The following is a 24,070-nucleotide window of genomic DNA, read 5'->3' as shown; positions in this document are numbered from 1 at the left end:
TTATACATATAGCATTGCGAACTCTTTTTATTTTATAAAATTAACTTAAAAAATTTCTTTGTGACTTTGCGTAAATCTTTGCGGACTCTGCGGTTAAAAAAAAATCTTTAGCGTTTAACCCGCAATTTTCTAAAAACAAAATTGTTCTTTTTCAGGAGTTCTATGTTTTGTGTTGAATTTNCCGCAAAGTTCGCAAAGTTTTTTTCTTTAAAGTTATGTTTATAAACACAAAGTTCGCAAAGCTATATCAACAAAAAGCTTTGCGAACTCTTTTTATTTTATAAATTAACTTAAAAAAATCTTTGTGTACTTTGCGTAAATCTTTGCGGACTTTGCGGTTAAAAAAAAGCGGTGAAACCTGAAACCTGAAACAAAAGCTACTTACTCCCGCCATTAAATTCATTAATAATATTTACCGCTTCGTTCAGATAAGGATTAGTCTTAAGATTGTCCATCTGATCTTGATTTATGGTTTTATCCGTTGGATAAGCACCTAGTAAAAGCTGATTAATACTGGAATTATAAACATCCAGCGGATTATTTTCATCATTAAAAGTATTGATTTCAGTCCAAAGAGCATCAAAAGTCTTTTTTTGTTTAAAAACCGCATCCAAAGTCATCGGGATTTCTGCTTTAGGCGTATTTACAAGCTTGTCAATTTTAAGGTTAATTTTTTTTATGTTATTAAAGAAATAATTATCAGCAAGCCTAGCAGAACTATTTTTAGCGATTTTATCAATTAAGTTTCGTTTTACATAGGTTTTGTATTTCAAAAAAGGCTCAATACTGTCATTTTTGATCGCAGTCGGAAAATCACTTTCTTTCTGATAAATATCTTCGTAAAATTCCGGCAGTACAACATCTGGTTTTACACCAATATATTGATGGCTTCTTCCCGTAATTCTATAAAATTTATTAATAGTAATTTTTAAGAAATCAGTATTTTTTTCCTCGTCAAGCGAAAGAATAGTCTGCATTGTCGCTTTTCCTAAAGTACTGCTTCCTAATAATAATGCACGATTGTAATCCTGCATAATAGAAGAGAAAAATTCACTTGCAGAAGCTGTGTTGCTGTTTACCAAAACCACAATTGGACCTCTATAGATAACGCCTTTGAAAGGATCTGTAATTACCGTTTTTTCTTTTTTATTATCAATTACAACCGAAAGCGGACCGTAATCTACGAACATACCAGCCAATTTTATAGCCTCTTCCATTGAGCCGCCGCCGTTGTCAATTAAATCAATAACAAGTCCTTTTATCCCATCTCTTTCGAGTTTTACAACTTCTCTTGCCACATCATCAGCGCAGCCTTTTCGGCTGTTCCCATCCAAATCAGCATAAAAACTCGGAATTTTGATATAACCAATTTTACTGTCTTTACCGATTATAAAACTAAAGACAGAGTTTTCCTCGTCTTTCATGACTTGTTTCTCAATATAAACATCAAAACTTTTGCCCGAATTGCGTTTTAAAGTAAGTGTAATATGTCTATTATTTTCAGACAAAATCATGGTTGAAATAGATTCTAACGAAGCACACGAAACCTGCAGAGTTTCTTTTTGATTTGAAATAGAAATAATCTGATCCCCTTTTTTAACCTGTCCCGTTTGATAGGCTGGCCCATTTGGATCTACCTCATCAATAATAATTTCATTTTTCTCATTCAAATTAACAGTCATTCCGAGAGATAAATGTTCCTTAGATAAAGAAGCTACAAAACTCGTTTTCGAATCATCGCTAAAGTAAGCTGTATGCGGATCAAAATAAGTGCAGAAGAAATTATATAATTTCTCTTCCTGCTTTGTATTAGTGTCTAGTAGAGTGTTAAAACGGCAGATTTCATTGGTAAGGATCTTATTTTTTGACACCAATTCAATTGACTTAAAATTGGCTTTTATAGAATCTAGATTATTGCTGGTTTCGGCAATATCATCTAATATTTGATAGCGTAGTTTTTTGTTCCAGACCTTTTCTATATCTTCTTTCTTTAAATAAAAAGCAAAAGACTTTTTGTAAAAACGAATTGTATCTTTTTTAGCGTAGTCTATTGGTGTAGTCTGAATCTTTTCTAATACTTTTTTAGTTCGAACTAGACCATTTACATATTTAGCTTTTATATCAGTAAGAAAACTGCAGTCATTTTTCAGAATTAAATCATCTAAATTGTATCTGTATTTGGCAGCCATTTCGTCGTATTCACTCTTAAAAAAGATATTACGAGAAGGATCCAGCTCGTTAATGAGGTTGTCAAAAACGAACACAGATAAACTATCATCAACAGGCTTAGGTCTAAGATGTTCAGCTTGAATAAGCGCATTTATTTTGTTTAATATTTCACAAGTTTCTGCGCTGTTCTGACCAAAAAATCCAGTTGATGTCAGCAAAAAAAGGAGTAGTGAAATTTTTTTCATAAATGGGAATTCATCGTTCAGATTAAAGTTACACTTATTTTTTCACAAATAGTAGTCTTTTTACTAAAATATCGACGACAAAAAGTTTTTATCTACAAAATGTACAAATTGATATTTTTGACAAATACATTTCAGTTTAAAGCAAAAAAAGAATGCATTACTTAGTCAAAGTAATGCATTCTCAAATAATATATTTTTTAAAAACTATTTCTTGTAAAACGGAAGTTTAACCACCTTAGCAGGAACATCGTTTTTTCTAATTCTAATAAAGATATCACTGTCAACAGCGCTGTTAGCCACTGTAACATATCCTAAACCAATTCCTTTATTCATAGAAGGCGACATAGTTCCAGAAGTTACAATTCCGATTACAGCTCCAGAACCATCTACGATTTCATAATCGTGTCTTGGCACCGCACGTTCCTGCATTTCAAAAGCAACTAATTTTCTAGAAACACTTTCTTCTTTTTGCTTTTTCAAGTTCTCAGAATTTGTAAAGTCTTTTGTGAATTTAGTAATCCATCCTAAACCAGCTTCAAGTGGAGAAGTTGTATCATTAATATCATTTCCGTACAAACAGAATCCCATTTCTAGACGTAAAGTATCACGCGCTGCAAGACCAATTGGTTTAATTCCGAAAGACGCACCAGCTTCAAAAACTTTATTCCAAATCGCTTCTGCATCAGCATTTTTGCAGTAAATTTCAAAACCTCCAGAACCAGTATATCCTGTAGCAGAAATAATTACATCATTAAAACCAGCAAAATCACCCACTTCAAAATGGTAGTACGTAATCGCAGACAAATCTACAGAAGTCAGAGACTGCATAGCTTCAACCGCTTTCGGGCCTTGAATTGCCAATAACGAATAATCGTCAGAAACATTTTTCATATCAACTCCCAAATCATTGTGAGAAGAAATCCAGTTCCAGTCTTTTTCAATGTTCGAAGCATTTACAACCAGTAAATACTCTTCCTCTTTCATTTTATAAATAATCAAATCGTCAACAATTCCGCCTTCATTATTAGGAAGACAAGAATATTGCGCTCTTCCAATTGTCAAAGTCGAAGCATCATTTGAAGTCACTTTCTGAATCAAAGCCAAAGCATTTGGACCCGTTAACAAAAATTCGCCCATATGCGAAACGTCAAAAACGCCCACACCATTACGAACCGTTTCGTGTTCAGCATTAACCCCTTCATAAGTAATAGGCATATTATAACCCGCAAAAGGAAGCATTTTTGCTCCTAAACCTTCATGTATGTGCGTAAGCGCAGTATTTTTCATTGTGTTGTTTTATAAAATTCAGTCGCAAATTTATTCAAAAAATATCGAAAAAAGATACTCTAAATTATAAATTTCGCAATGATTAGGAGCTATTTCCTGCTATCCGCTATATCTTTTGTTTTTTAAAGAAAAAAACAAAAGGATGCCGCTTCTATCAGGGCTATGGCTAACAGTTTCAAAAGAACAATCATGATTTCGATTTTTTATGTAATTTTATTATATAAAAGTATTCAAATGAAATCATCGTATTTAATTACAAAAGAAGAAATTCTGAAATTATACAAACCAATAGATTCCAAAGCACATAAAGGAACACAAGGTCATGCGGTGATTATTGCCGGAAGTTATGGCAAAATAGGAGCAGCGGTTTTAGCCTCAAAATCCTGCCTGAAAACAGGCTGCGGACTCGTAACAGCTTTTGTACCCAAATGCGGTTATCAAATCCTTCAAATTTCCATTCCAGAAGTGATGGTTGCAACCGATGAAAACGTCAATTTTATTACCAATATTCATCTGCCAATAATCCCGCAGGCAATCGGAATTGGTCCAGGAATAGGGCAGGAGCTGGCAACTCAAAAAGCTTTATTTGAATTTTTAAGGTCTAATAAAGTGCCTTTAGTCCTCGATGCAGATGCTTTAAATATTATTGCGCAGAATTTATCTTGGCTCGAATTAGTTCCAGAAGACACGATTCTAACACCTCATCCAAAAGAATTAGAACGTTTGATTGGAAAATGGAACTCCGAAGCCGAAAAATTTCAAAAAACAATTGCTTTTTCAGAAAAATATAAAGTGATTGTGGTTATGAAGGGCGCACCAACATTCATTATTAATAGAACTTCGGTATACGAAAACACAACAGGAAACGCAGCTTTGGCAACAGCAGGAAGCGGAGACACATTAACCGGAATCCTCACAAGTCTTTTAGCACAAGGCTACGAACCCAAATACGCCTCAAAATTTGGCGTCTACCTTCACGGATTAACAGCCGATTTAGCTTTGCCAAAAACGGGCTATGAATCTTTTACAGCTTCTACAATTATTAAATATTTAGGAAAAGCTTTTTTGGAATTAGCTAATGTGCCAATTTGAAAATTAGTCAATTAGTTAATTGATATTATATCGAACTACTTGTCACCCTGAGCGAAGTCGAGGGACACTCAAGTAACTCAACAAGGAGTAAAATTAAGAATAGAGAATCAGCAAAATCAGCTTAAATCTATTTGAAATCTACGTAAAACAATTTTACAATCTGAAAAAAATCTAAAATCTACACTCTGCAATCTAAAATCAAAATCCGTAAGTTTGTATTTATGAAAAACAACTTCGATCTCAGAACGGTAAACGTCATGCGATATATAACGCCACTGCGCGAAGGCGGTTCTTTACCCGCTTTGGCAGAAGCCGATGACGATTTTAAATACGTATTAAAATTCAGGGGTGCCGGACACGGCGTAAAAGCCCTTATAGCCGAATTAGTAGGTGGACAAATAGCAAAAGCTTTAAAACTGCAGCTTCCCGAATTAGTATTCGCAAATCTCGATGAAGCATTTGGAAGAACAGAAGCCGATGAAGAAATTCAGGATTTACTGCAAGGAAGTCAGGGATTAAATCTGGCACTTCACTTTTTATCTGGAGCCATAACTTTTGATCCTGTTGTAACAACTGTCGATGCTAAATTAGCTTCGCAGATTGTGTGGCTGGATGCCTATATCACGAATGTTGACAGAACTTTCAAAAATACCAATATGCTGATCTGGCATAAAGAGTTATGGCTGATCGATCATGGAGCATGTTTGTATTTTCATCATTCTTGGAACAATTGGGAACAACATGCCAAAAGTCCGTTTGCGTTGATCAAAGATCATGTTTTATTGCCTCAGGCTTCACTTCTAAAAGAAGTCGATGCCGAGTTTAAAGCAATTCTAACACCAGAAATTTTAGAAGAAATTGTCAATACAATTCCAGTTGACTGGCTGCAATGGGAAGATACAGATGAAACACCAGAAGGACTGCGAAATATATATTTACAGTTTTTAAAGACAAGATTAGAGAATTCAGAAATATTTGTAAATCAGGCTCAAAATGCAAGATAATCACTTATACGAATATGCTGTAATTCGTGTTGTGCCAAGGGTAGAACGCGAAGAATTCCTGAATATCGGAATCATTTTGTTTTGCAAAAAAGCCAAATTTATAAAAGTTCTTTTCCATCTCAATAAAGAAAAAATCCAAGCACTGTCAGCCGATTTTGATATTGAACAATTAGAATGCAACCTGACTTCATTAGAAAAAATAACAAACGGAGCCAAAGACGGCGGTCCAATTGCCGAATTTGAAATCCCAGAACGTTTTAGATGGTTAACCGCAATTAGAAGTTCTGCAATTCAAACGTCAAGACCTCATCCGGGTTTGTGTCAGGATTTGGAAAAAACAATTCAACGTTTGTTTGAAGAGCTCGTGTTGTAACTATTTTGAGCCAAGATTTAGCTTAAAAAGGAATCTCGCAAAGTCGCAAAGTTTTATTTTTCATGCATTATCCCCAATCTTGTCATTTCGATCCCGAGGCTTCGGGAGAGAAATCTCCACAAGTAACTCCGTAAAGAGAATCCAATCTTTGTAGAGCTTCTCGCGGAGATTTCTCTCCCGAAGCCTCGGGATCGAAATGACAAACTATATGGTTGCGTTATGATAAACTTCGTGACTTTGCGAGATTAAAAAAAACTTAGCGTCTTTGTGCCTTCGTGGCAAACAAAAAAGCAAAACCATATAAACATATAATATAATTTAGACTAAAACTTAAATTATCTTATATCACTTATATGGTTAAAAAAAATAAAAACTAAACTAACTCAATTTTGCTATCCAGAGTCAATTAAAATGAACCGCAGACATTACCGCCCAAAGTTGCTCCTGCATTCGCTGAAATATCAGCCTTAACAGCAGTTTTGTCCAATTTTAAAATAGAATATGGCGGTGTAAACGCTGTACCGCTTCCAGCTTGATTTCCTGTTGTGTTAGTAAAAACATTGTCAGTTGCAGTTACGGCAGTAAAGCCAGTCATTAAATCGATAGGAGTTTTCACACCTTCAAAAACGTTGCTTTCTACTCGAATATCAGCTTCAAAACCTGCAGCAACACATTTATTGCTTACAGTACTGTTAAAGAAGTTGTTTACCAAATGTACTTTTCCAAAGCGAACTCTTGGCATTCTTTCTTTACAGCCTTGAGCCCACCAGCATCTTGCAAAAGTGATTCTTAATTTTCCACGGTCGCCAGTTGCACCGTCGCTGGAACCAATCAAGTTAGAATATCTGTGATCGTCGGATCCTCCAGAACCTCCCGCTTTTGGTGGTTTTAAATAATGGAATTTAGAATAGGTAACCGAGATATAATCTGATTTGTTTTTGATATCGAAGTTTCCGTCAACACCATCTCTAAATTCGCAGTGATCTACCCAAACATTAGTACATTCGTCTAGAATGGCATTATCCCATCCGTCAGTATCGTAAGCGCCAGGACCTTCAAAAATTAGATTTCTAATAATGATGTTCTTGCATCTTTTAATGTTGATAATTCCAGAAGCATCTTTGGTTTGATTAGTCGAAACCAATTTAGCACCATTTGCTCCGTAAATCGTTTTTCCAGTCTGGTCTTGGAAAGACAATCTTGTTGTAATCGTAATAGTTCCAGAAACTTTGATCACTTTTACCGAAGTATTTTCAATAGCCGATTTCAACTGTGCGTAAGTCGTTACAGTTGTTTCAGCAGATGATCCTCCGCCGGTTGTGCCTCCGTTTTGTGATGCCCATCCAGGAACTTCAGCGCAGTTTCCAATCTTTGCCGTTGGATTAGTGGTTACAGCTTCGATTGTTGTTTCAGTACTTGCTTCTGTGGTTGTTGAAGCAATTTCTTCAGAATTACATGCTGTAAATCCGAAAGCCAATGTTAGTAAAAACATTGAGAGTGTTGATTGTAGTTTCATAATTAAAGTTTGGTTATTTATAAAAGTTTAACAGCACAAATCTGATTATAATTTGAACGAAAAAAGTTGAACAAGTTCAAACTTTTGTAAAAAAATCTAATAAATATGTTTTTTTAACAGTTCAAAATTTACAAAAGTGTATAAATAACCTATTTTTACGTAATCGATTACATTTTTTAAGCCCCTAATAAAGAGTGAATTGAAAAACAAATTTATTCCTAAACAAAAAACCACAAAAGAATGTACAACCTACTACGAAAAAACATTGAGAGAAAAGTTCCGCTCACAGATGAAGAATGGAACATTATTGTTTCAAAAGCAGAACTCATTAAACTCAAAAAAAATCAGTTTCTGCAGACACAAGATTCTAACAACAGTTATGAAGGATTTATTTTAAAAGGCTCCTTTAAAACCTACATCTTAAATGAAAACGGAACAGAAACTGTAATTTTCTTTTCTTTTGAAAACGAATGGATGTGTGATCTCGAAAGTTTTTACCATCAAAAACCAACGACTTACAACATTAAAGCCATTGAAGACAGCGAAATTTTAGTAATCAGCAAAGTCAAGAAAGCACAATTGTTTGAAGAAGTTCCAAAACTCATGCAATTCCATGTGCTGATGATCGAACGCGCCAATGTAGCAATTCAACAAAGACTTTTAGATGTTTTGAATAAAACCTCAAAACAACGATATCTTGATTTTAAAGACCGTTATCCGCAAAAAGTACAAAGTATTAATAATAAGAATTTGTCATCTTATTTGGGAGTTTCACATGAGTTTCTCTCAAAGATTAAAAGAAGGGTTTCTTAGTTTAAAAGGGACAAAGGGACAGAGCAGCAAAGTTTTTTGTAGAGACGCACTGCTGTGCGTCTAACGTTATGTGAAAATTGCACAATTTGATAGCTCTTTTTATGTATGGAAACTGCATAAAAAAACTTTGCGACTCTGCGTCTTTGCGAGATTAAAATAAAAAAAAACTTAAAGCTTTTTCTCCAAATAGATAAACTCCAAATGCACGTCAGAAATCGTAACGTGAATATCACTTTCTGGAAAAGCTTCTCTTTCGCCTGTATCAACATAACCGTGACGTTTGTACCAAGCTACAAGTTCTTCACGAACCGAAATAACAGTCATAATAATACTCGACAATCCTAAAGTTTTAGCCTGATTTTCGGCTTCAGCCAAAAGCTTTTTCCCGATTCCGCTGTTTTGAAGTTCTGGCGAAACCGTAAGCATTCCTAAATACAATTGATGTCCTTTTTCAACCAATAAAACCGAACCAATAATCTTGTCATTTTCTGTAAATTTCAGAATCGTATTTTTTGGATCCAGAAAGATTTCGGTCATTTCCTGTTCGTCGGTTCTTTTTCCTTCTAGTAAATGCGCTTCGGTTGTCCAGCCTTTTTTGGAAGTTTCACCTCTATAGGCTGAGTTTATTAAGATGGTTAATGCTGGAATGTCTTCGATTGTTGCTTTTGTAATCATATATGGTTATGAATTGTAAAATGTAAAATTACAATTTGATGCTGAATCAAAAAAAGATGTGTTAAATTTATGAAAGTAAATATTTAAATAAAAATATTGAAATTTGTATCAATCATAAAATCAATGAAATATGAGCAGAATACACTTGTTTGAATTTGAAGATCAACAATGGCTTCCCGAATTCATTAGAAATTATATGACTGATTTTTTACAGTTTCTTTCGAATAAAACTGCCATGTACAAAGCCATTGTTCCTATTATCGAAAAGGGATTAAAAGAAAGCCAGACCAATCAAATTATTGATTTGGCATCGGGCGGTGGTGGCGGACTGATTTGGCTTAACAGCGAATTGCGAAAAAACAATCCCAGTCTCAAGATTTTGCTGACGGATTATTTTCCCAATATTCCCGCTTTTGAACATACGCAGAAACAAGCCGATAATTTCGAATTTATTAAAACTCCGATTGATGCCAGAAACGTTCCCGAAAACCTGAAAGGACTTCGGACTCAATTTTTATCGCTTCATCATTTTAAACCTAAAGATGCAAAGCAGATTCTGCAGAATGCTGTTGATAGCAATAGTTCTATTGCGATTTTTGAAGGGCAGGAGAGAAGTGTTCCAAGTATTATTGCCATGATTCTTTCGCCAATTAGTGTTTTGCTGACAACGCCTTTTATAAGACCGTTTAAAATTGGCAGAATCATTTTTACCTACTTAATTCCGATTGTGCCGATTTTAGTTTTTTGGGATGGTGTAGTTTCTTCTTTAAGAACCTATTCTGTTGAAGAAATGAACGGATTGATTTCTAAATTAAACAACAAAGAAAGTTTTAACTGGGAAGTTGGAAAGGTAAAATCTGGACCTGCGAAGATTTTGTATTTGGTTGGGACGAAGAAAACCGCTTAATTAGAACGCGGATGAAACGGATTTGCTTTCGCAAAAAACGCTGATTTAAACGGATTTTTTTATTCAATAATAAATCTGTGTCAATCCGTGTCTTCGTGATAACGAATCCGTCAAATCCGCGTCCGAACCTATATTTTTAAATTATACAAAGTATCTTACAAAAAAATCTTGTTTTTTACCGAAATCTATTTTCGTTTCAGAATTTTAAATATCTTTGAATTATGAGTACAGCAATAAAACCAAAACATATAGGCAGAAATATAAGCCGTATCAGAGAGCTTAAAGATATGAAACAGGAAGCACTGGCACAGGCTTTAGGAATGAGCCAGCAGGCAATTTCTGTTATTGAAAATAGCGAAACGGTAGACGAACAAAAACTTATAGAGATTGCAAAAGCTCTTGAAGTTTCTGTGGAGGCAATTAAGAACTTTTCAGATGAAGGAGTTGTTAATTACTTTAATAGTTTCCATGATAATGTTGTTACTACAGGCAGTATTTTTGCAACAAATTGTACTTTTAATCCTTTAGATAAAGTTGTTGAACTTTACGAACGTTTGGTGCAAGCTGAAAAAGAAAAAGTTGAGTATTTGGAGAAATTATTAAACGGGAAATAAACGTTTTTGAAGATATATTGAAATGATAAGAGACCTTTCTGAGGTCTCTTTTTTATTCTTATCTATTTAGATTGCTAGCGCGAGCGTCCCGCTCATGCCTTTTCCAATTGGTTTTGAATTTCTTTGTGTTCACGAGCGGGACGCTCGCGTTAGCAGGGGGAACGTTCCAATTGTTTTATTCCATAAATTCTAACTCTATACTACATTCTTTAAAATCTAAATATCTTAACTCAATATGTTTTTTATTATAGGGTAACTTTCTAAAAAGAAATTTATCCTTTTTAAAAAGCACGTTTTTAACTTCACTTTCACGTTCGAATTTCAGTTTCAGTGTGTCTGAATTTATCTGCCAAATGAAAGGTTCTTTTTCTATTACTTTTTCGTGCTTCAAGTAGCCTTTTCCATTTTTAAAAAAAGTAAATGAAAAACCTTTAGGCACTTCTTCTTTTTCAGAACAGAACATTCCAGAAATCTTCCATGTTCCTAAGATAGGATTTTCATTTTTCTTTTCTCTTATTTCATGAAAGATGCAAAGTAGGTATATTGAAAAAACTAATGTGTAAAACTTCATGATATTTCTCAGTTATTTTTTAGTTCTTAGTTGCCAACGCTCCTGCTAGCTGTGGGCGGGAGCTTTATTTTTTAATCAAAGTTCCTTCACTTTCGGTTTGTTGTAATTGGTTTACATATGTTTTTCGAAATGATAATTTTTTTTGTTTTGAAGTTATTTCAAAAATTGTCGATCCTAGATTTTTATATCCATCAAATACGCCTGCAACAACCGAATCACCAGTTTTATTCATTTCTTTAATATTGCCACTAGTTTTCCCCCAATTTATATCGTTACAAACAATTAAAGTTTTTTCGGAGCTTAACACGAAAGTTTTGAATTTTCCTTTTCCAATAGTTCCACTAACCATTTTTTTAGAATAATTATGACTTTTCATATCAAATGTATAAATGTTTTCATTTATGGAATCGGTTTGATATTTTCTACCATTCAAAATTGATTCAGATTTGCAACTATTAATTAAGATTGAAAGTAGTAGGAGTAAAATATATTTATTCATCAATTGAGAATTTGTTTTATTGCTATATTTGGGAAGCTTATAACCTCTCTGTTGTCGACAACATCCCGCTCGTAAAAGTTTATTTTTTTGCGTTCACGAGCGGGACATGGTCGACTAAATAAAGCTATTATTTAGGATAATCACTATCTTTAAGGTACAAAACAATCTTTAAATCCTTAATTACCTACTATTGCTTACTAGCTGTTAGCGGCTGGCATGTTGAATTGTGTTTGTGCGTAAATTTACTTTTTGGCTTGGGTTTCGTACTAAAAATTCATAGTGAGGATATTTTTCTCCAATTTTTTTGTAACAGCAATCTTTAAGTTTTAATCCTGAATTACAATTACATTTATCATTTTGATTCATATTTGAAAAATCTTCTTTTTTGATTTCTATTTGAAAAACTTTTAACTCCCAAAACTCATAAGGAGAATTTATTTCTAGCATTAAGTAATCAATCACATCGTAACTATAGTGATCTTTTTGTTCACCTGTTTCAGAATCTTTGATAAACATTACAGAATATTTGTTTCCCGGATCTTCAACTAATGATATTCCTAATACTTCAGCTTTATCAACAATTCTATGGCACATTTCACCATTATAGATTTCACCAACAATATGCCCACATGAATTTCTTATTGATATTTTTTTTTCACAAACGCTACACAGAATATTTGTTTTAACGATTTCCATACTAGCGAAAAGTCTATAGGGAAATATTACTTGCAAATTTCTGACGGATTTTTCAATAAAATTTAAAAAATATTTATTCTCCTTAAATGAAAAATGCTTTTTGAGAGAATTTATTGTTATTTCAATTCTTTCCAATTGACACCACGCTTGATAATATTGCTTCTCTTTTAGTAAGTTGAAAGCTTCTTTGTAAAGCTTATGTATTCCAACAATAGTCTGGCAAATCCAGATTTCTTTGGCTTTATTTTGCAAATCATCTCTAACTGCTTGTTCTTTTATAATTTGTAATTCTGAAATTGCATTTTCAAAAGGGAAATCAGATTCTCCTAATTTTTCAATTTTATTCCAAATTTGTTGGTTCTTCATTTTTCCTGACTTCATTTGCTGGTTCTTCATACTTTTTTAAAGCCTCAAGAGCTGTATTAATTTCTTTGGCAGGTCCTTCAAATTTTATTTCTTTTGAATTTCCAGAAGTATCAACTACCGTTACAGAAAACTTTATTTGAACAGGCTGTAAATATTTTTTTTGTGCAATCTTACTAATATGTGTATCATTTACAACTATTTTGGTTGAGTTGTCAATTATATTAATTTCAGGTTTTGATTCTTCTTCTTTAATAAATTTATCGTAAACATAAGCCGAAAATATTGTCACAAAAGTTGGAATTGCAATTGTTAAGATAACAAATTTCCCTAGTCTTTTATAATTGTTATAAAAACCAAATTCAGTGTATAATTCATCTGTAATGCAAATGTCGATGAGTAATTCTTTACTAAGATTTTGTTGAAAATATCTTAATAGATTAATAGTCTCAATTGGGAAAAGCGGATTTTCAAAATCTCTTAAATTTTCAAAAGGCACAATTAAAATCGATGCATCTTTAAGTACAGTTTTTAATTCTTCTGTAATGTAATCACGACTCAGCCAAGTTTGAAAATTTTCATTACTATCTAAAACTTCAATTTTCATAAGAGTATTTGTGTAGGGTTTTGTTAATGCTTGTCGCTAACTTGTTTCGTTTTTTTGCTTTTCAAATATATAGTTTTTTCTTACTAGATTTTAAGCTTGATGGAGAATAATTATTTTTGGGAAGAAAACAAATCTAATGAAAGCTTTGAAAAGTAGAATTGGTTGAAAAAACAAAACGACTGAAAAAATCTCAGTCGTTTTATAATGTAAAATATATTAATTTGGTTACTCCAAGAAAGCCTTCAATTCCTCATAAGTGCCAATCCTCACACTAACTTTCTCCTCATTAATGACACTCTCAATTTGAGCAGGAATAGGAAGCGTAATTCCTAGCGCCGGTTCAACAACATCTAAGAATTTAATAGGATGTGCTGTTTCTAAGAAAATACCAATGGCATTCGGGTATTTTTGAAGTTCTTTTTTCAAACCTAAATAACCAACAGCGCCGTGAGGTTCTGCGATATATCCGTCGGTGTTATAAATTTTATTTAGCGCTTCCAGCGTTTCTTCGTCAGTATAACTGTAAGAAGAGAAATCTTTTTCGAAAGCTTTTAAATCGTTATTGTACAATTCCTGAATTCTAATGAAGTTACTTGGGTTTCCAACGTCCATGGCGTTAGAGATTGTGGCTTTAGAAGGTTTCGGGTCGTATTTTCCGTTTTCTAAGAATCTTGGTACGGTGTCGTTTACGTTTGTAGAAGCAACGAAATGTTCAATTGGCAAACCTAATTTCTTTGCCATAATTCCCGCGCAGATATTCCCGAAGTTTCCGCTAGGACAAGAGAAAACTAAAGGTTTGTTTTGGCTTTTTAGCGCTTTGTAAGCAAAGAAGAAATAAAACATCTGTGGTAACCAGCGCGCAATATTAATAGAATTCGCCGAAGTCAGGTTTTTGTGCGCTAAAGTTTCGTCTAAAAATGCTTTTTTTACCATATCCTGACAATCGTCAAAAACACCATTCACTTCAAGTGCTTTAATGTTTTGCCCTAAAGTTGTCAATTGTTTTTCCTGAATATCGCTCACTTTTCCAGACGGATATAGAATGACAACATCAACGCCGTCAACGCCAAGAAATCCGCTGGCAACCGCTCCGCCTGTATCTCCAGAAGTCGCTACTAAAACGGTGTTTTTAGCATCTTTTTTATCTTTATTGAAATAGCCCAAACAACGAGACATAAAACGCGCTCCAACATCTTTAAAAGCCATTGTCGGGCCGTGAAATAATTCTAATGAATAGATTCCGTCTTCGACTTTCACAACAGGAAAATCAAAAACTAAAGTTTCGGCAATAATTTCTTTTAATGTTGAAGCAGGAATTTCATCTCCTACGAATTGTTTAATCGCTTCAAAGGCAATTTCCTCGTGGCTTAAACTTTCAATTTTATCAAAAAATGAAGGATCTAAAGCCGTGATACTTTCTGGAAAATATAATCCTTTATCACTCGCTAATCCTTGTATAACAGCTTCTTGAAAAGAAACTTTTGGGGCATTGTGGTTTAAACTGTAGTATTTCATTGTATGTTTATTTGAACACGAATTTCACTGATTGTCACTAATTCTTTGCGTTTAAATTATTGCACAAATCAATTAGTGTAATTCGTGAAATTGGTGTTATATAATTCTTACGCCGTCGGGATTGATTTTCGAAACGTGAATTTCATACGGTAAACTCATTTTTTCGTACACTTCGCTCATGGCTTTTGCGATTTGGTCTGCGGTTTCTTTTCCTCTGCTTAGTGCGAAAATTGATGGGCCAGAACCTGAAATTCCAGAACCTAAAGCGCCGTTTTCGTAAGCCGTTTGTTTGATTAAATCGAAACCTGGAATTAAAACACTTCTTAAAGGTTCAACGATTTCGTCATGAAGCGATCTTCCGATCAAATCGTAATCTTTGGTGTAAAGACCTGCAACCAGTCCGCCTACATTTCCCCATTGCATAATGGCGCTTTTTAGGGAAACATTTTGTTTTAAAACCGAACGTGCATCCGAAGTCTTCAATTCAATCTGCGGGTGAACCACCGTTGCGTACAATTCTTCTGGGCTGTCAATTCTAATAATATCCAGCGGCGCATAACTTCTTACCAAAGTAAATCCGCCTAAAAGGGCAGGAGCAACGTTGTCTGCATGCGCGTTTCCGCTGGCTAATTTCTCGCCCTGCATCGCAAACTGAACCAAATCTTTACGAGAATAAGGTCTTCCTAATAATTCATTAATTCCGAAAACCGCTCCAGCAGAGCTTGCAGCGCTGCTTCCGATTCCGCTTCCAGCTTTTATGTTTTTGTAAATTTCAATTTCGAATCCAAAATCTAGTTCGTCTAGAGTTTCAAGCATTGCCAAAGCTGCAACTCCAGAAACGTTTTTCTCGGTTTCTAAAGGCAAATCGGCACCCACAATTTTTGTGATTCGAACTCCTTTTTGATCTACTTTTCGAACAATCATTTCATCGCCCGCATTGTCTAAGCAAAGTCCGAGTACGTCAAATCCGCATGAGAGGTTTGCGATAGTTGCTGGGCAAAATAGTTTTATTTGTGTCATTTGTTAATAGGTTCAAAGTGGCAAAGGTTCAAAGGAACAAAGGCTTTGCTGCTAATTTTTTATTTTTAGGTTTAATGGTTCAAAGATTCAAAGAGACAAAGGAAAAAAACTTTGAACCTTTGCACCTCTGAGCCTTTGCATCTTTACTAAACATTTCCAATGCGAATTACATCTGCAAAAATTCCTGATGCTGTAACTGCAGCTCCAGCTCCGGCTCCTTTGATTAATAAAGGCTGATCTACGTAACGATCTGTGTAGAAAAGAACGATATTATCTTTTCCTTCCAAATTGTAGAAAGGATGATCTTTTGGAATAAATTGCAGACCAACGCTTGCTTTTCCGTTTTCGAATTGCGCTACGTATTTCAATCTTGAATCTTTGGCTAGAGCTTCATTATAAATACCTTCAAAATGAGAAGCGTGTTTGATTAACGAAGCAAAGAAATCTTCGTTGTTTGTTGTTGCTAAACATTCTGCTGGCAAAAACGATTCGTTTGCGATGGCGTCAATATCCATTTCGTAACCGCTTTCGCGAATAAGAATCAAGATTTTACGCGCTACGTCGATTCCGCTTAAGTCAATTTTTGGATCTGGCTCTGTGAAACCTTGCACTCCAGCTTCTTTTACCACATCGTGGAAAGAATTGTCTTTATCGAAATTGTTGAAAATGAAGTTCAAACTTCCCGATAAAACCGCCTGAATTTTATGCACTTTATCGCCAGAAGCAATTAAGTTTTTTACGGTGTCTATAATTGGCAGTCCTGCACCAACATTCGTTTCAAACAAAAACGGAGCGTTGTACTGGCGTGATAAGCTTTTTAGTTTTTTATAATTGTCGTAAGCAGATGAACACGCAATTTTGTTACAGGTTACAACCGCCATACTTTGTTTTAAGAATTGCTCGTATGTTTCAGAAACACTTGCATTTGCTGTAATATCCACAAAAATACTGTTACGTAAATTTAGTTCTTTTGCACGAGCGATAAAATCTGCTGCGTTTGCAGTTTCGCCGTTATCTAAAGCCGACTGCCATTCTTTTAATGAAATTCCGTCTTCATCAAAAAGCATTTTTCTTGAATTTGATAAAGCAATTACGCGGACATTGATCTTCAAATTATCTTTTAAGAATTTCTTCTGGCTGTGAATTTGTTCTATGAATTTTTCACCCACATTTCCAACTCCCATTACAAATAAATTCAGCTGTTTAGTGTTTTCTTCGAAGAAGTTTTCATGAAGCGTATTCAATGCTTTTTTAACGTCTCTTTCGTTAATTACAGTCGAGATATTTCTCTCAGAAGCACCTTGCGCAATCGCACGGATATTTACGTTGTTTTTTCCTAAAGTGCTGAACATTCTGCCGCTCAATCCTTGGTGGTTTTTCATGTTTTCGCCCACCAAAGCAATAATGCAAAGATCTTTTTCTACATAACAAGGATCGATTTTATTCTGAGAAATTTCGATTTCAAAAGCTCTGTTAATCGCAGCTTCGGCATTATCAGCATCCGAATTTAAAATTCCGATACAAATAGAGTGTTCAGAAGAAGCCTGAGTAATAAAAATAACGTTGATTTTTTCCTGAGACAATACTTCAAACAAACGTCGTGACGAACCCGCAACTCCAATCATTCCAGGACCTTCAAGAGTCAGAAGTGAAATATGATCAATATGGCTGATTCCTTTTACAACTGTGTCTTTTGTTAAAACACGATCTGAAATTAAAGTTCCTTCTGCTTCTGGTTCAAATGTATTTTTGATCAGAATCGGAATGTTTTTTCTTAAAACCGGCTGAATTGTTGGCGGATACAAAACTTTAGCACCAAAATGCGATAATTCCATCGCTTCCTGATACGAGATGTTTGCAATTGGCTGTGCCTGCTTTACAATTTTTGGATTTGCAGTAAACATTCCGTTTACATCAGTCCAGATTTCCAATTGGTCCGCGTCTAATGCTCCCGCGATAATTGCGGCAGTATAATCAGATCCGCCGCGCCCTAAAGTCGAAGTAATTCCATCTAAAGTCTGCGCAATAAAACCAGGTAAAATATTGATATTTGATTCATTCGATGCAAAATATTCCTGAATCAATTTGTTTGAAACTTCGAAGTTAACAACTGCTTTTCCAAAATCGGCATTTGTTTTTATTAATTCACGGCTATCTTTGTAAGCTGCATTTTTGTCAACTTGCTGATAAGCCTGAGCAATTATATATGACGAAAGTAATTCACCAAAACTTAAAATAGTGTCAGCAGTTCTTGGAGATAATTCGCCCAATAAAAAACAACCGTCTAAAAGTGTTTCTAAGTGATTGATAATTCTTTTTACGTGGCTTAGCAAACTGCTTTGTTCGCTTACTGGAATAAGTTCTTTAAGAGTGTCAAGATGTTTTTTCTCGATTTCGGCAACAATATTTCTAAAATCTTCATCATTTGCAGCAGCTTTTGCGGCAGCCAACTGCAGTAAATCGGTTACTTTACTAAGGGCAGAAACTACAACAACTAGTCTTTCGTTTTTAGCTTTTTGATTAATAATTTCGAGAACGAGTTTTATATTTTGAGCATTGGCAACCGAAGTTCCGCCAAATTTTAATACTTTCATTTTTGATATTTTTTAATAAGGTGCAAAGATTTTAAGTAACAAAGGTTCAAAGATTATAACTGTGAACTGAAACTGAAAACTGCGACTTTTTTTTCTTTTTGTAAATGTTTTTTATGTATCCAATAACTCTCTTCTTTCAAGAAAAAAGTATAGGTAACCTAGGATTATATGTAAAAATGTATACCCCTAAGGGGTAGTAGTTGTTGTAGTAGAAATAATGGTAGCAGCAATTGCAACTCGAGTTGGAGTTGTCATTGTAGATTGATATTTTGTGCTGTTACTTTTCATTTTTGATTTTTCAAAAGTACAGTTTTTTAGGGCTATTAAAAACTCTTAAAGCTTTTTTGCGAATATTTTAATAATTCAAATCTCAATAATTCAATATTGAGTATTTGTTAAAATTAAATATGCTAAATTGAGGTTTTGATATATTTGAAGAGACAAATTTCTTTAATAACGCCTTTACAATGAATTGATTTTTAATGAAAAGATGATTAAAAAGCAGTGAAAAGCCAGATTTTTAAAATTGAATAAAAGTTAAAAGCATCTCATCGCATTTGTTCAAATTTTAATTATTGTGATAAAATGTTGCTTTTTAATATTGATTTGTTGAATTTTGACATCTTAAATTGAAAAACGTCATGAGAGAAATCCATTATATAAGTACTGAAACTATAACTTTAGAAACCTTACAAGAAATTTTATCTTATAATAAAACACTTGAATTATCTGAAGAAGCAAAAGTAAACGTTCAAAAATGCCGTGATTATCTTGATAAGAAAATGGCATCACATTCTGAGCCAATTTACGGAATCAATACAGGTTTTGGATCACTTTGTAATGTAAAGATTTCTAATGAAAACTTATCTAAGCTTCAGGAAAATTTAGTAAAATCTCATGCGTGCGGAACGGGAGAAGAAGTGCCGTCTGAAATTGTGAAGATGATGCTTTTGCTAAAAATCCAATCTTTAAGTTATGGACATTCTGGTGTTCAATTGAAAACTTTAGAGCGTTTAGTAGATTTCTACAACAATGATATTTTACCTATAATTTATACGCAGGGTTCTCTAGGAGCTTCTGGAGATTTAGCACCTTTAGCACATTTATCTTTACCTTTAATAGGAGAAGGAATTGTACTTTTTGAAGGGAAAAAAACAGCTTCAGCAGAAGTTTTGAAACATTTTAATTGGGAACCAATTGTTCTGCAGTCCAAAGAAGGTTTGGCTTTGCTAAACGGAACTCAGTTTATGAGTGCATACGGAGCTCATATTTTAATTAAAGCCTACAAATATTCGTATCTGGCAGATTTAATTGGAACTATTTCTTTGGAAGGTTTTGATGGAAGAATTGAGCCATTCAACGAATTGATACATTATATACGTCCGCACAAAGGACAAATTGTAACCGCACAGCGTATTACTGAGTTTTTGGAAGGAAGTGAAATTATCGCTCAAGAAAAGAAACACGTTCAGGATCCTTATTCTTTCCGTTGTATGCCTCAGGTTCACGGCGCTTCAAAAGATGCGATTGATTATGTTAGAAAGGTTTTCAAGACCGAAATTAACTCGGTTACAGACAATCCTAATATATTTATAGAAGCCGATCAGATTATTTCTGGAGGAAACTTCCACGGTCAGCCTTTAGCATTAGCTCTTGATTTTATGGCAATTGCTTTAGCAGAATTAGGAAGTATTTCTGAAAGAAGAACGTACCAATTAATTTCTGGACAGCGTAATCTTCCTGCATTTTTGGTAGATAATCCAGGATTAAATTCAGGTTTCATGATTCCGCAATATACTGCTGCAAGTATCGCAAGTCAAAACAAACAATTGGCAACTCCATCAAGCGTTGACAGCATTGTTTCGAGCAACGGACAGGAAGATCATGTAAGTATGGGAGCCAACGGAGCGACAAAAGCCTTACGTGTTTTAGATAATTTAGAGCGTATTTTGGCAATCGAATTATTGAATGCTTCGCAGGCAATTGCGTATAGAGAGCCTCTAAAATCAAGTGATTTTATCGAAATGTTTTTGAATAGCTATAGAGAAGTTGTGCCTTTGGTCAAAGAAGATAGAATCTTACATAATGACATAGAAAACACGGTTTTATTCTTGGAGAGTTTCCAAATAGAAAACGATTTGTTAACAATGGCTTAACATTGCAAAATATTATTGAAGTAATTTTGCACTATCAAAAATAAAACAATGTCAATAAACAGTATTTTCCAATTTTTAGTGCCGAAAGACAAAAAATTCTTTCCACTTTTTGAAGAGGCTTCAAGCAATTTAATTGAATTAGCTTCTAACTTACACGAAGCTGTAAATTTACCATTAAAAGAAAGAGAAGTTCTTTTTCAAAAAATTGACGAACTAGAGCAAAGAGGTGAAGACATTACTCGTCAAACCAATTTGGAATTGAGTAGAAACTTTATTACACCATTTGATAGAGAAGATATTCACACCTTAATTACTTCTATTGACAACGTTGCAGATTACCTACACGGTGCTGCAAGCCGTATGAGATTGTATCAAGTTGATAAGATTACAAAATCTATCAGAAAGATGACAGAAATTAATCTTGAAGCTTGTCAAAACATTGACAGCGCGGTAAAAGAATTGAGAAATTTACAGAATTTCAAAGTCATTAAAGATGCTTGTACTAGAATCAACAAACTAGAAAACAAGTCTGATAACGTTTATAACAAAGCAGTTTTTGAAATTTTTGAAAACGAAACAGACGCTAAAAATATTATTAAATATAAAGAGGTGTTATCTGTTTTAGAATCAGCAACAGACAAATGTAAGAGTGTTGCGAATATACTAGAATCTATTTCTGTAAAACATTCTTAATTCAATTTTTCATTCTGAAGTTATAACTTTATGACGCTACTTATATTAATTATAGTATTAGCTTTAATTTTTGATTACATCAATGGTTTTCATGATGCAGCAAATGCTATAGCGACTGTTGTTGCTACAAAGGTCTTGACGCCTTTTCAGGCCGTTCTTTGGGCAGCATTTTTTAACTTTCTAGCTTATTGGGTTTTCGGATTTGGTGTTGCAGATACTGTTGCTAAAACAGCGCACACAATGGAAATTAACCTGGTTGTAATTCTAGCCGGTGTAATTGCAGCAATTTGCTGGAATTTATTGACTTGGTGGCTTGGAATTCCTTCAAGTTCTTCACATACATTAATTGGAGGTTTTGCTGGAGCAGCTGTAGCACATGCTATTGCAGTTCATGGTTTCTCAGGTTATGTTGGTGAAGATGGAACAACACATTATTGGTATGAAATTGTAAGCTGGTACAAAGCTGGAAAAGACGGAGCAATGCCTTCGGGTGTTCTTATTATTATTGCCTTTATTGTTCTTGCACCATTATTAGGAGCATTAGCTTCATATTTAATTTCGATTTGGTTGTTAAATGCTTCTCGTAAAAGTATTGGTCCTAAAATTTTCACTGTACTTTTAATGATTGCTACTATTTGGTTTGTTTACAGTCAAATGGTGCCATATTCTGAAATAGAAAAACCAAGATTTGATTCTCATTTTTGGAGTGTAGCTTTTGAAGCTCATAACATTAAATGGTTTTTGGTTGCTTTTATCATCCTAACTGTTAGTGCTTTTTGTTTAATATTTAGCAGCTTAAATCTACATCAAGCAGATGCAGCTTTGAAAAAAATGCAATTATTATCTTCTGCAGCATTTAGTTTAGGACACGGGGGAAATGATTCTCAAAAAGTAATGGGTATTATCGCTGCTGCGGTTGCGGTATATATCAATACAAATCCAGGAGTGCATATGGACGCTTGGTTAGATGTTGTGCTTCCAAACGATGATGCAGGTATTAAAGGTGTAATGCCAAGCTGGATTCCGTTAGCCTGTTATTCTGCAATTGCAGCGGGAACTTTGAGTGGTGGATGGAAAATTGTAAAAACAATGGGTTCTAAAATCACAAAAGTAAGTTCATTTGAAGGTGTTGCTGCTGAAACTGCTGGTGCTTTAACGCTTTATTTTACAGAGCATTTAAAAATCCCGGTAAGTACAACGCATACCATTACAGGATCTATTATTGGTGTTGGATTAACAAAACGTGTATCTGCAGTTCGCTGGGGAGTTACCGTAAGTTTAATATGGGCTTGGATATTGACGATTCCAATTTCAGCTATTTTGGCAGGGTTGGTTTATTTTATACTAAGCGTGTTTATTTAATAAAATGTTTTTTGTAAAATGTGAGATGTAAATCATATTTGAACAATATATATGAAAGCTAGTTCTTATTGAACTAGCTTTTTTTATTTGAAAAATATTATTTTTGTAAAATAAAACTTACTTAGCGCTATTATAAAGTGAAACTACTTAAACTCATAACAATTGTAGCCGTTATATCTTTGTTCTCTTTTTGGCTTTTTTCAATCGCAAAATGTGAATATTTGACTTGGCAACATGAAAAAGAATTTCTACTACCAAAAGAAGTAGGCTCAATGATAAATGGAAAAGCTTCAAAAAAAGTTTTGACATATTCACATTCCCAAGCCTACGTCTATTATGTGAGTTCAGGAAATACTTGTGGCGATATCATTACTTATGTGTTAATAGATGGTAAATGGATTTTCTCGGGTTGGAAAACGGCCTGGTCCAAAACAGGAAGTGCCGATGATTTTGTCTGGCCTTATTTTAGATAAAATGTTGATTTTTTTATATAGAGAAACCGATTTCAATTTGAAATCGGTTTTTTTTGTGTCAAAAGGAATGCTGAAAAATGTCTTAAATTGAAATTTTAAAAACTTTTAGAGGCTGTTAGTGCAATTGAATAAAAGGATCTTCGCAAAATTATTTAGTAGTGATTTTTCGTAATAACAGTTAAAAAAGATAAAATGGAAAAGATTTTTGATAAACCAATCATCCTTAATGGTCTAGATGGAAATGTGGTTTTAATTTATGGAGAATATATAATTGGAAATATTACTAAAGAAAATGCTGATTTAAACATTGAAAGAATAAATAAAGAGGTGTTTAACCCTTCTGAATTTGAATCAATTATAAATGTGAAAGATGTAGTAGAATACGAATTTGAAGTAGGAAATGATTCTCATATTATGTTTGGTGTATCAAAGGAAGGAAGTACATCTTACGAAACCATCGATTTTCAAAATGTTGATATAGCTAAAGAAGCCGAAAAATCGATTAAAGAACAATTCAAAGCATTAGGTTTTAAAAGAGAAGAAAAACAACTTACCGCAATGCAGGCTGCCGTTTCACCTGGATTAGTAACTTTATTTGTGGCAGTAGCAGGAGGTTTGTTTACTTGGCTTGCTTATGGTGTTCAAGATTACGAATCAAAGCGTACAAGAATTGTGAAATGGTATGTTTATCTGTTTGAAAAAATAGCAAAAGCAGTCGGATATTATCCATTTTTGATTTTAACAATTGTTTTAACTATAATTTGTTTGTTTTGGATGGTAAAGAGAATGGCAAATCCACCTTATCAAATCAAAGCAAAAAAATAGT

At 34.0% G+C, this 24,070-nt stretch carries 22 protein-coding genes; 11 read left to right on the top strand and 11 right to left on the bottom strand.

Annotated elements, in window-relative coordinates:
- Positions 1–377: 377 nt before the first annotated feature.
- Together ASE40_RS18500 and gcvT are read right to left on the bottom strand one after the other, a co-directional pair.
- Positions 378–2,414: a carboxy terminal-processing peptidase gene (locus ASE40_RS18500; RefSeq protein ID WP_057118601.1), complete on the bottom strand. Its 2,037-nt coding sequence runs from the start codon at positions 2,412–2,414 to the stop codon at positions 378–380.
- Between the two features lie 204 nt (positions 2,415–2,618).
- Entirely contained in the window at positions 2,619–3,701 is a 1,083-nt protein-coding gene (gene gcvT, locus ASE40_RS18495) for a glycine cleavage system aminomethyltransferase GcvT (protein WP_057118600.1), read from the bottom strand.
- A 234-nt stretch (positions 3,702–3,935) separates the two neighbouring features.
- Between gcvT and ASE40_RS18490 the strand changes: the two genes are divergently transcribed.
- The 3 genes from ASE40_RS18490 to ASE40_RS18480 all read left to right on the top strand — a co-directional run bounded on the left by ASE40_RS18490 (position 3,936) and on the right by ASE40_RS18480 (position 6,170).
- Complete coding sequence (locus ASE40_RS18490; RefSeq protein ID WP_057119852.1) at positions 3,936–4,793, top strand: NAD(P)H-hydrate dehydratase; 858 nt, start codon at positions 3,936–3,938, stop codon at positions 4,791–4,793.
- A 221-nt stretch (positions 4,794–5,014) separates the two neighbouring features.
- Positions 5,015–5,797 (top strand): HipA family kinase, encoded by a 783-nt coding sequence (locus ASE40_RS18485; protein ID WP_057118599.1) that lies wholly within the window; start codon positions 5,015–5,017, stop codon positions 5,795–5,797.
- Positions 5,787–6,170 carry a DUF3037 domain-containing protein gene (locus ASE40_RS18480; protein WP_057118598.1) on the top strand — a complete coding sequence of 128 codons (384 nt, stop codon included), beginning with the start codon at positions 5,787–5,789 and terminating at the stop codon, positions 6,168–6,170. Before ASE40_RS18485 ends, ASE40_RS18480 begins: the two co-directional genes overlap by 11 nt.
- Positions 6,171–6,576: 406 nt before the next feature.
- On the opposite strand, the gene ASE40_RS18475 is transcribed toward ASE40_RS18480, so the two are convergent.
- A complete protein-coding gene (locus tag ASE40_RS18475) occupies positions 6,577–7,686 on the bottom strand; it encodes a polysaccharide lyase family 1 protein (RefSeq protein WP_057118597.1) in 1,110 nt (369 codons plus the stop codon).
- Positions 7,687–7,926: 240 nt separating this feature from the next.
- Here ASE40_RS18475 and ASE40_RS18470 point away from each other — a divergent pair, with 240 nt between their 5' ends.
- Positions 7,927–8,499, top strand: coding sequence for a Crp/Fnr family transcriptional regulator (locus ASE40_RS18470; protein WP_057118596.1), 573 nt, complete (start codon positions 7,927–7,929; stop codon positions 8,497–8,499).
- A gap of 168 nt (positions 8,500–8,667) precedes the next feature.
- On the opposite strand, the gene ASE40_RS18465 is transcribed toward ASE40_RS18470, so the two are convergent.
- Complete coding sequence (locus ASE40_RS18465) at positions 8,668–9,174, bottom strand: GNAT family N-acetyltransferase (protein ID WP_057118595.1); 507 nt, start codon at positions 9,172–9,174, stop codon at positions 8,668–8,670.
- 130 nt (positions 9,175–9,304) lie between these two features.
- On the opposite strand from ASE40_RS18465, the gene ASE40_RS18460 reads away from it, so the two are divergent.
- On the top strand, positions 9,305–10,081 hold the full coding sequence (locus tag ASE40_RS18460; protein WP_057118594.1) for a hypothetical protein: 777 nt from the start codon (positions 9,305–9,307) through the stop codon (positions 10,079–10,081).
- Positions 10,082–10,302: 221 nt separating this feature from the next.
- Entirely contained in the window at positions 10,303–10,695 is a 393-nt protein-coding gene (locus ASE40_RS18455) for a helix-turn-helix domain-containing protein (RefSeq protein WP_057118593.1), read from the top strand.
- A 175-nt stretch (positions 10,696–10,870) separates the two neighbouring features.
- Here the strand turns inward: ASE40_RS18455 and ASE40_RS18450 are convergent, their stop codons facing one another.
- The 7 genes from ASE40_RS18450 to thrA all read right to left on the bottom strand — a co-directional run bounded on the left by ASE40_RS18450 (position 10,871) and on the right by thrA (position 18,560).
- Entirely contained in the window at positions 10,871–11,266 is a 396-nt protein-coding gene (locus tag ASE40_RS18450; protein ID WP_057118592.1) for a hypothetical protein, read from the bottom strand.
- A gap of 64 nt (positions 11,267–11,330) precedes the next feature.
- The gene (locus tag ASE40_RS18445) at positions 11,331–11,765 is read right to left on the bottom strand and encodes a hypothetical protein (protein WP_128414997.1); all 435 of its coding nucleotides are present in this window, start codon (positions 11,763–11,765) and stop codon (positions 11,331–11,333) included.
- Positions 11,766–11,969: 204 nt separating this feature from the next.
- Positions 11,970–12,857, bottom strand: coding sequence for an SEC-C domain-containing protein (locus tag ASE40_RS18440; RefSeq protein WP_128414996.1), 888 nt, complete (start codon positions 12,855–12,857; stop codon positions 11,970–11,972).
- Positions 12,802–13,431 (bottom strand): hypothetical protein, encoded by a 630-nt coding sequence (locus ASE40_RS18435; protein ID WP_057118589.1) that lies wholly within the window; start codon positions 13,429–13,431, stop codon positions 12,802–12,804. Before ASE40_RS18435 ends, ASE40_RS18440 begins: the two co-directional genes overlap by 56 nt.
- Before the next feature lie 225 nt (positions 13,432–13,656).
- Positions 13,657–14,946: a threonine synthase gene (gene thrC, locus ASE40_RS18430; protein ID WP_057118588.1), complete on the bottom strand. Its 1,290-nt coding sequence runs from the start codon at positions 14,944–14,946 to the stop codon at positions 13,657–13,659.
- A gap of 96 nt (positions 14,947–15,042) precedes the next feature.
- Positions 15,043–15,966: a homoserine kinase gene (locus ASE40_RS18425; RefSeq protein ID WP_057118587.1), complete on the bottom strand. Its 924-nt coding sequence runs from the start codon at positions 15,964–15,966 to the stop codon at positions 15,043–15,045.
- A 146-nt stretch (positions 15,967–16,112) separates the two neighbouring features.
- Positions 16,113–18,560 carry a bifunctional aspartate kinase/homoserine dehydrogenase I gene (gene thrA, locus ASE40_RS18420; protein WP_057118586.1) on the bottom strand — a complete coding sequence of 816 codons (2,448 nt, stop codon included), beginning with the start codon at positions 18,558–18,560 and terminating at the stop codon, positions 16,113–16,115.
- A 641-nt stretch (positions 18,561–19,201) separates the two neighbouring features.
- Between thrA and hutH the strand changes: the two genes are divergently transcribed.
- The 5 genes from hutH to ASE40_RS18395 all read left to right on the top strand — a co-directional run bounded on the left by hutH (position 19,202) and on the right by ASE40_RS18395 (position 24,069).
- The gene (gene hutH, locus ASE40_RS18415) at positions 19,202–20,716 is read left to right on the top strand and encodes a histidine ammonia-lyase (RefSeq protein ID WP_057118585.1); all 1,515 of its coding nucleotides are present in this window, start codon (positions 19,202–19,204) and stop codon (positions 20,714–20,716) included.
- A 48-nt stretch (positions 20,717–20,764) separates the two neighbouring features.
- Complete coding sequence (locus tag ASE40_RS18410) at positions 20,765–21,409, top strand: DUF47 domain-containing protein (protein ID WP_057118584.1); 645 nt, start codon at positions 20,765–20,767, stop codon at positions 21,407–21,409.
- Between the two features lie 30 nt (positions 21,410–21,439).
- Positions 21,440–22,771 (top strand): inorganic phosphate transporter, encoded by a 1,332-nt coding sequence (locus tag ASE40_RS18405; RefSeq protein ID WP_057118583.1) that lies wholly within the window; start codon positions 21,440–21,442, stop codon positions 22,769–22,771.
- A gap of 272 nt (positions 22,772–23,043) precedes the next feature.
- Positions 23,044–23,244: a hypothetical protein gene (locus ASE40_RS21905; RefSeq protein ID WP_128414995.1), complete on the top strand. Its 201-nt coding sequence runs from the start codon at positions 23,044–23,046 to the stop codon at positions 23,242–23,244.
- A 192-nt stretch (positions 23,245–23,436) separates the two neighbouring features.
- Entirely contained in the window at positions 23,437–24,069 is a 633-nt protein-coding gene (locus ASE40_RS18395; RefSeq protein ID WP_057118581.1) for a hypothetical protein, read from the top strand.
- Position 24,070: the final 1 nt, after the last annotated feature.

The sequence above is a fragment of the Flavobacterium sp. Root935 genome, assembly GCF_001429295.1.
Taxonomy (GTDB): domain Bacteria; phylum Bacteroidota; class Bacteroidia; order Flavobacteriales; family Flavobacteriaceae; genus Flavobacterium.
The sequence above is the reverse complement of the archived record's forward strand: the minus strand, read 5'-3'. Positions and strand labels throughout refer to the sequence as shown.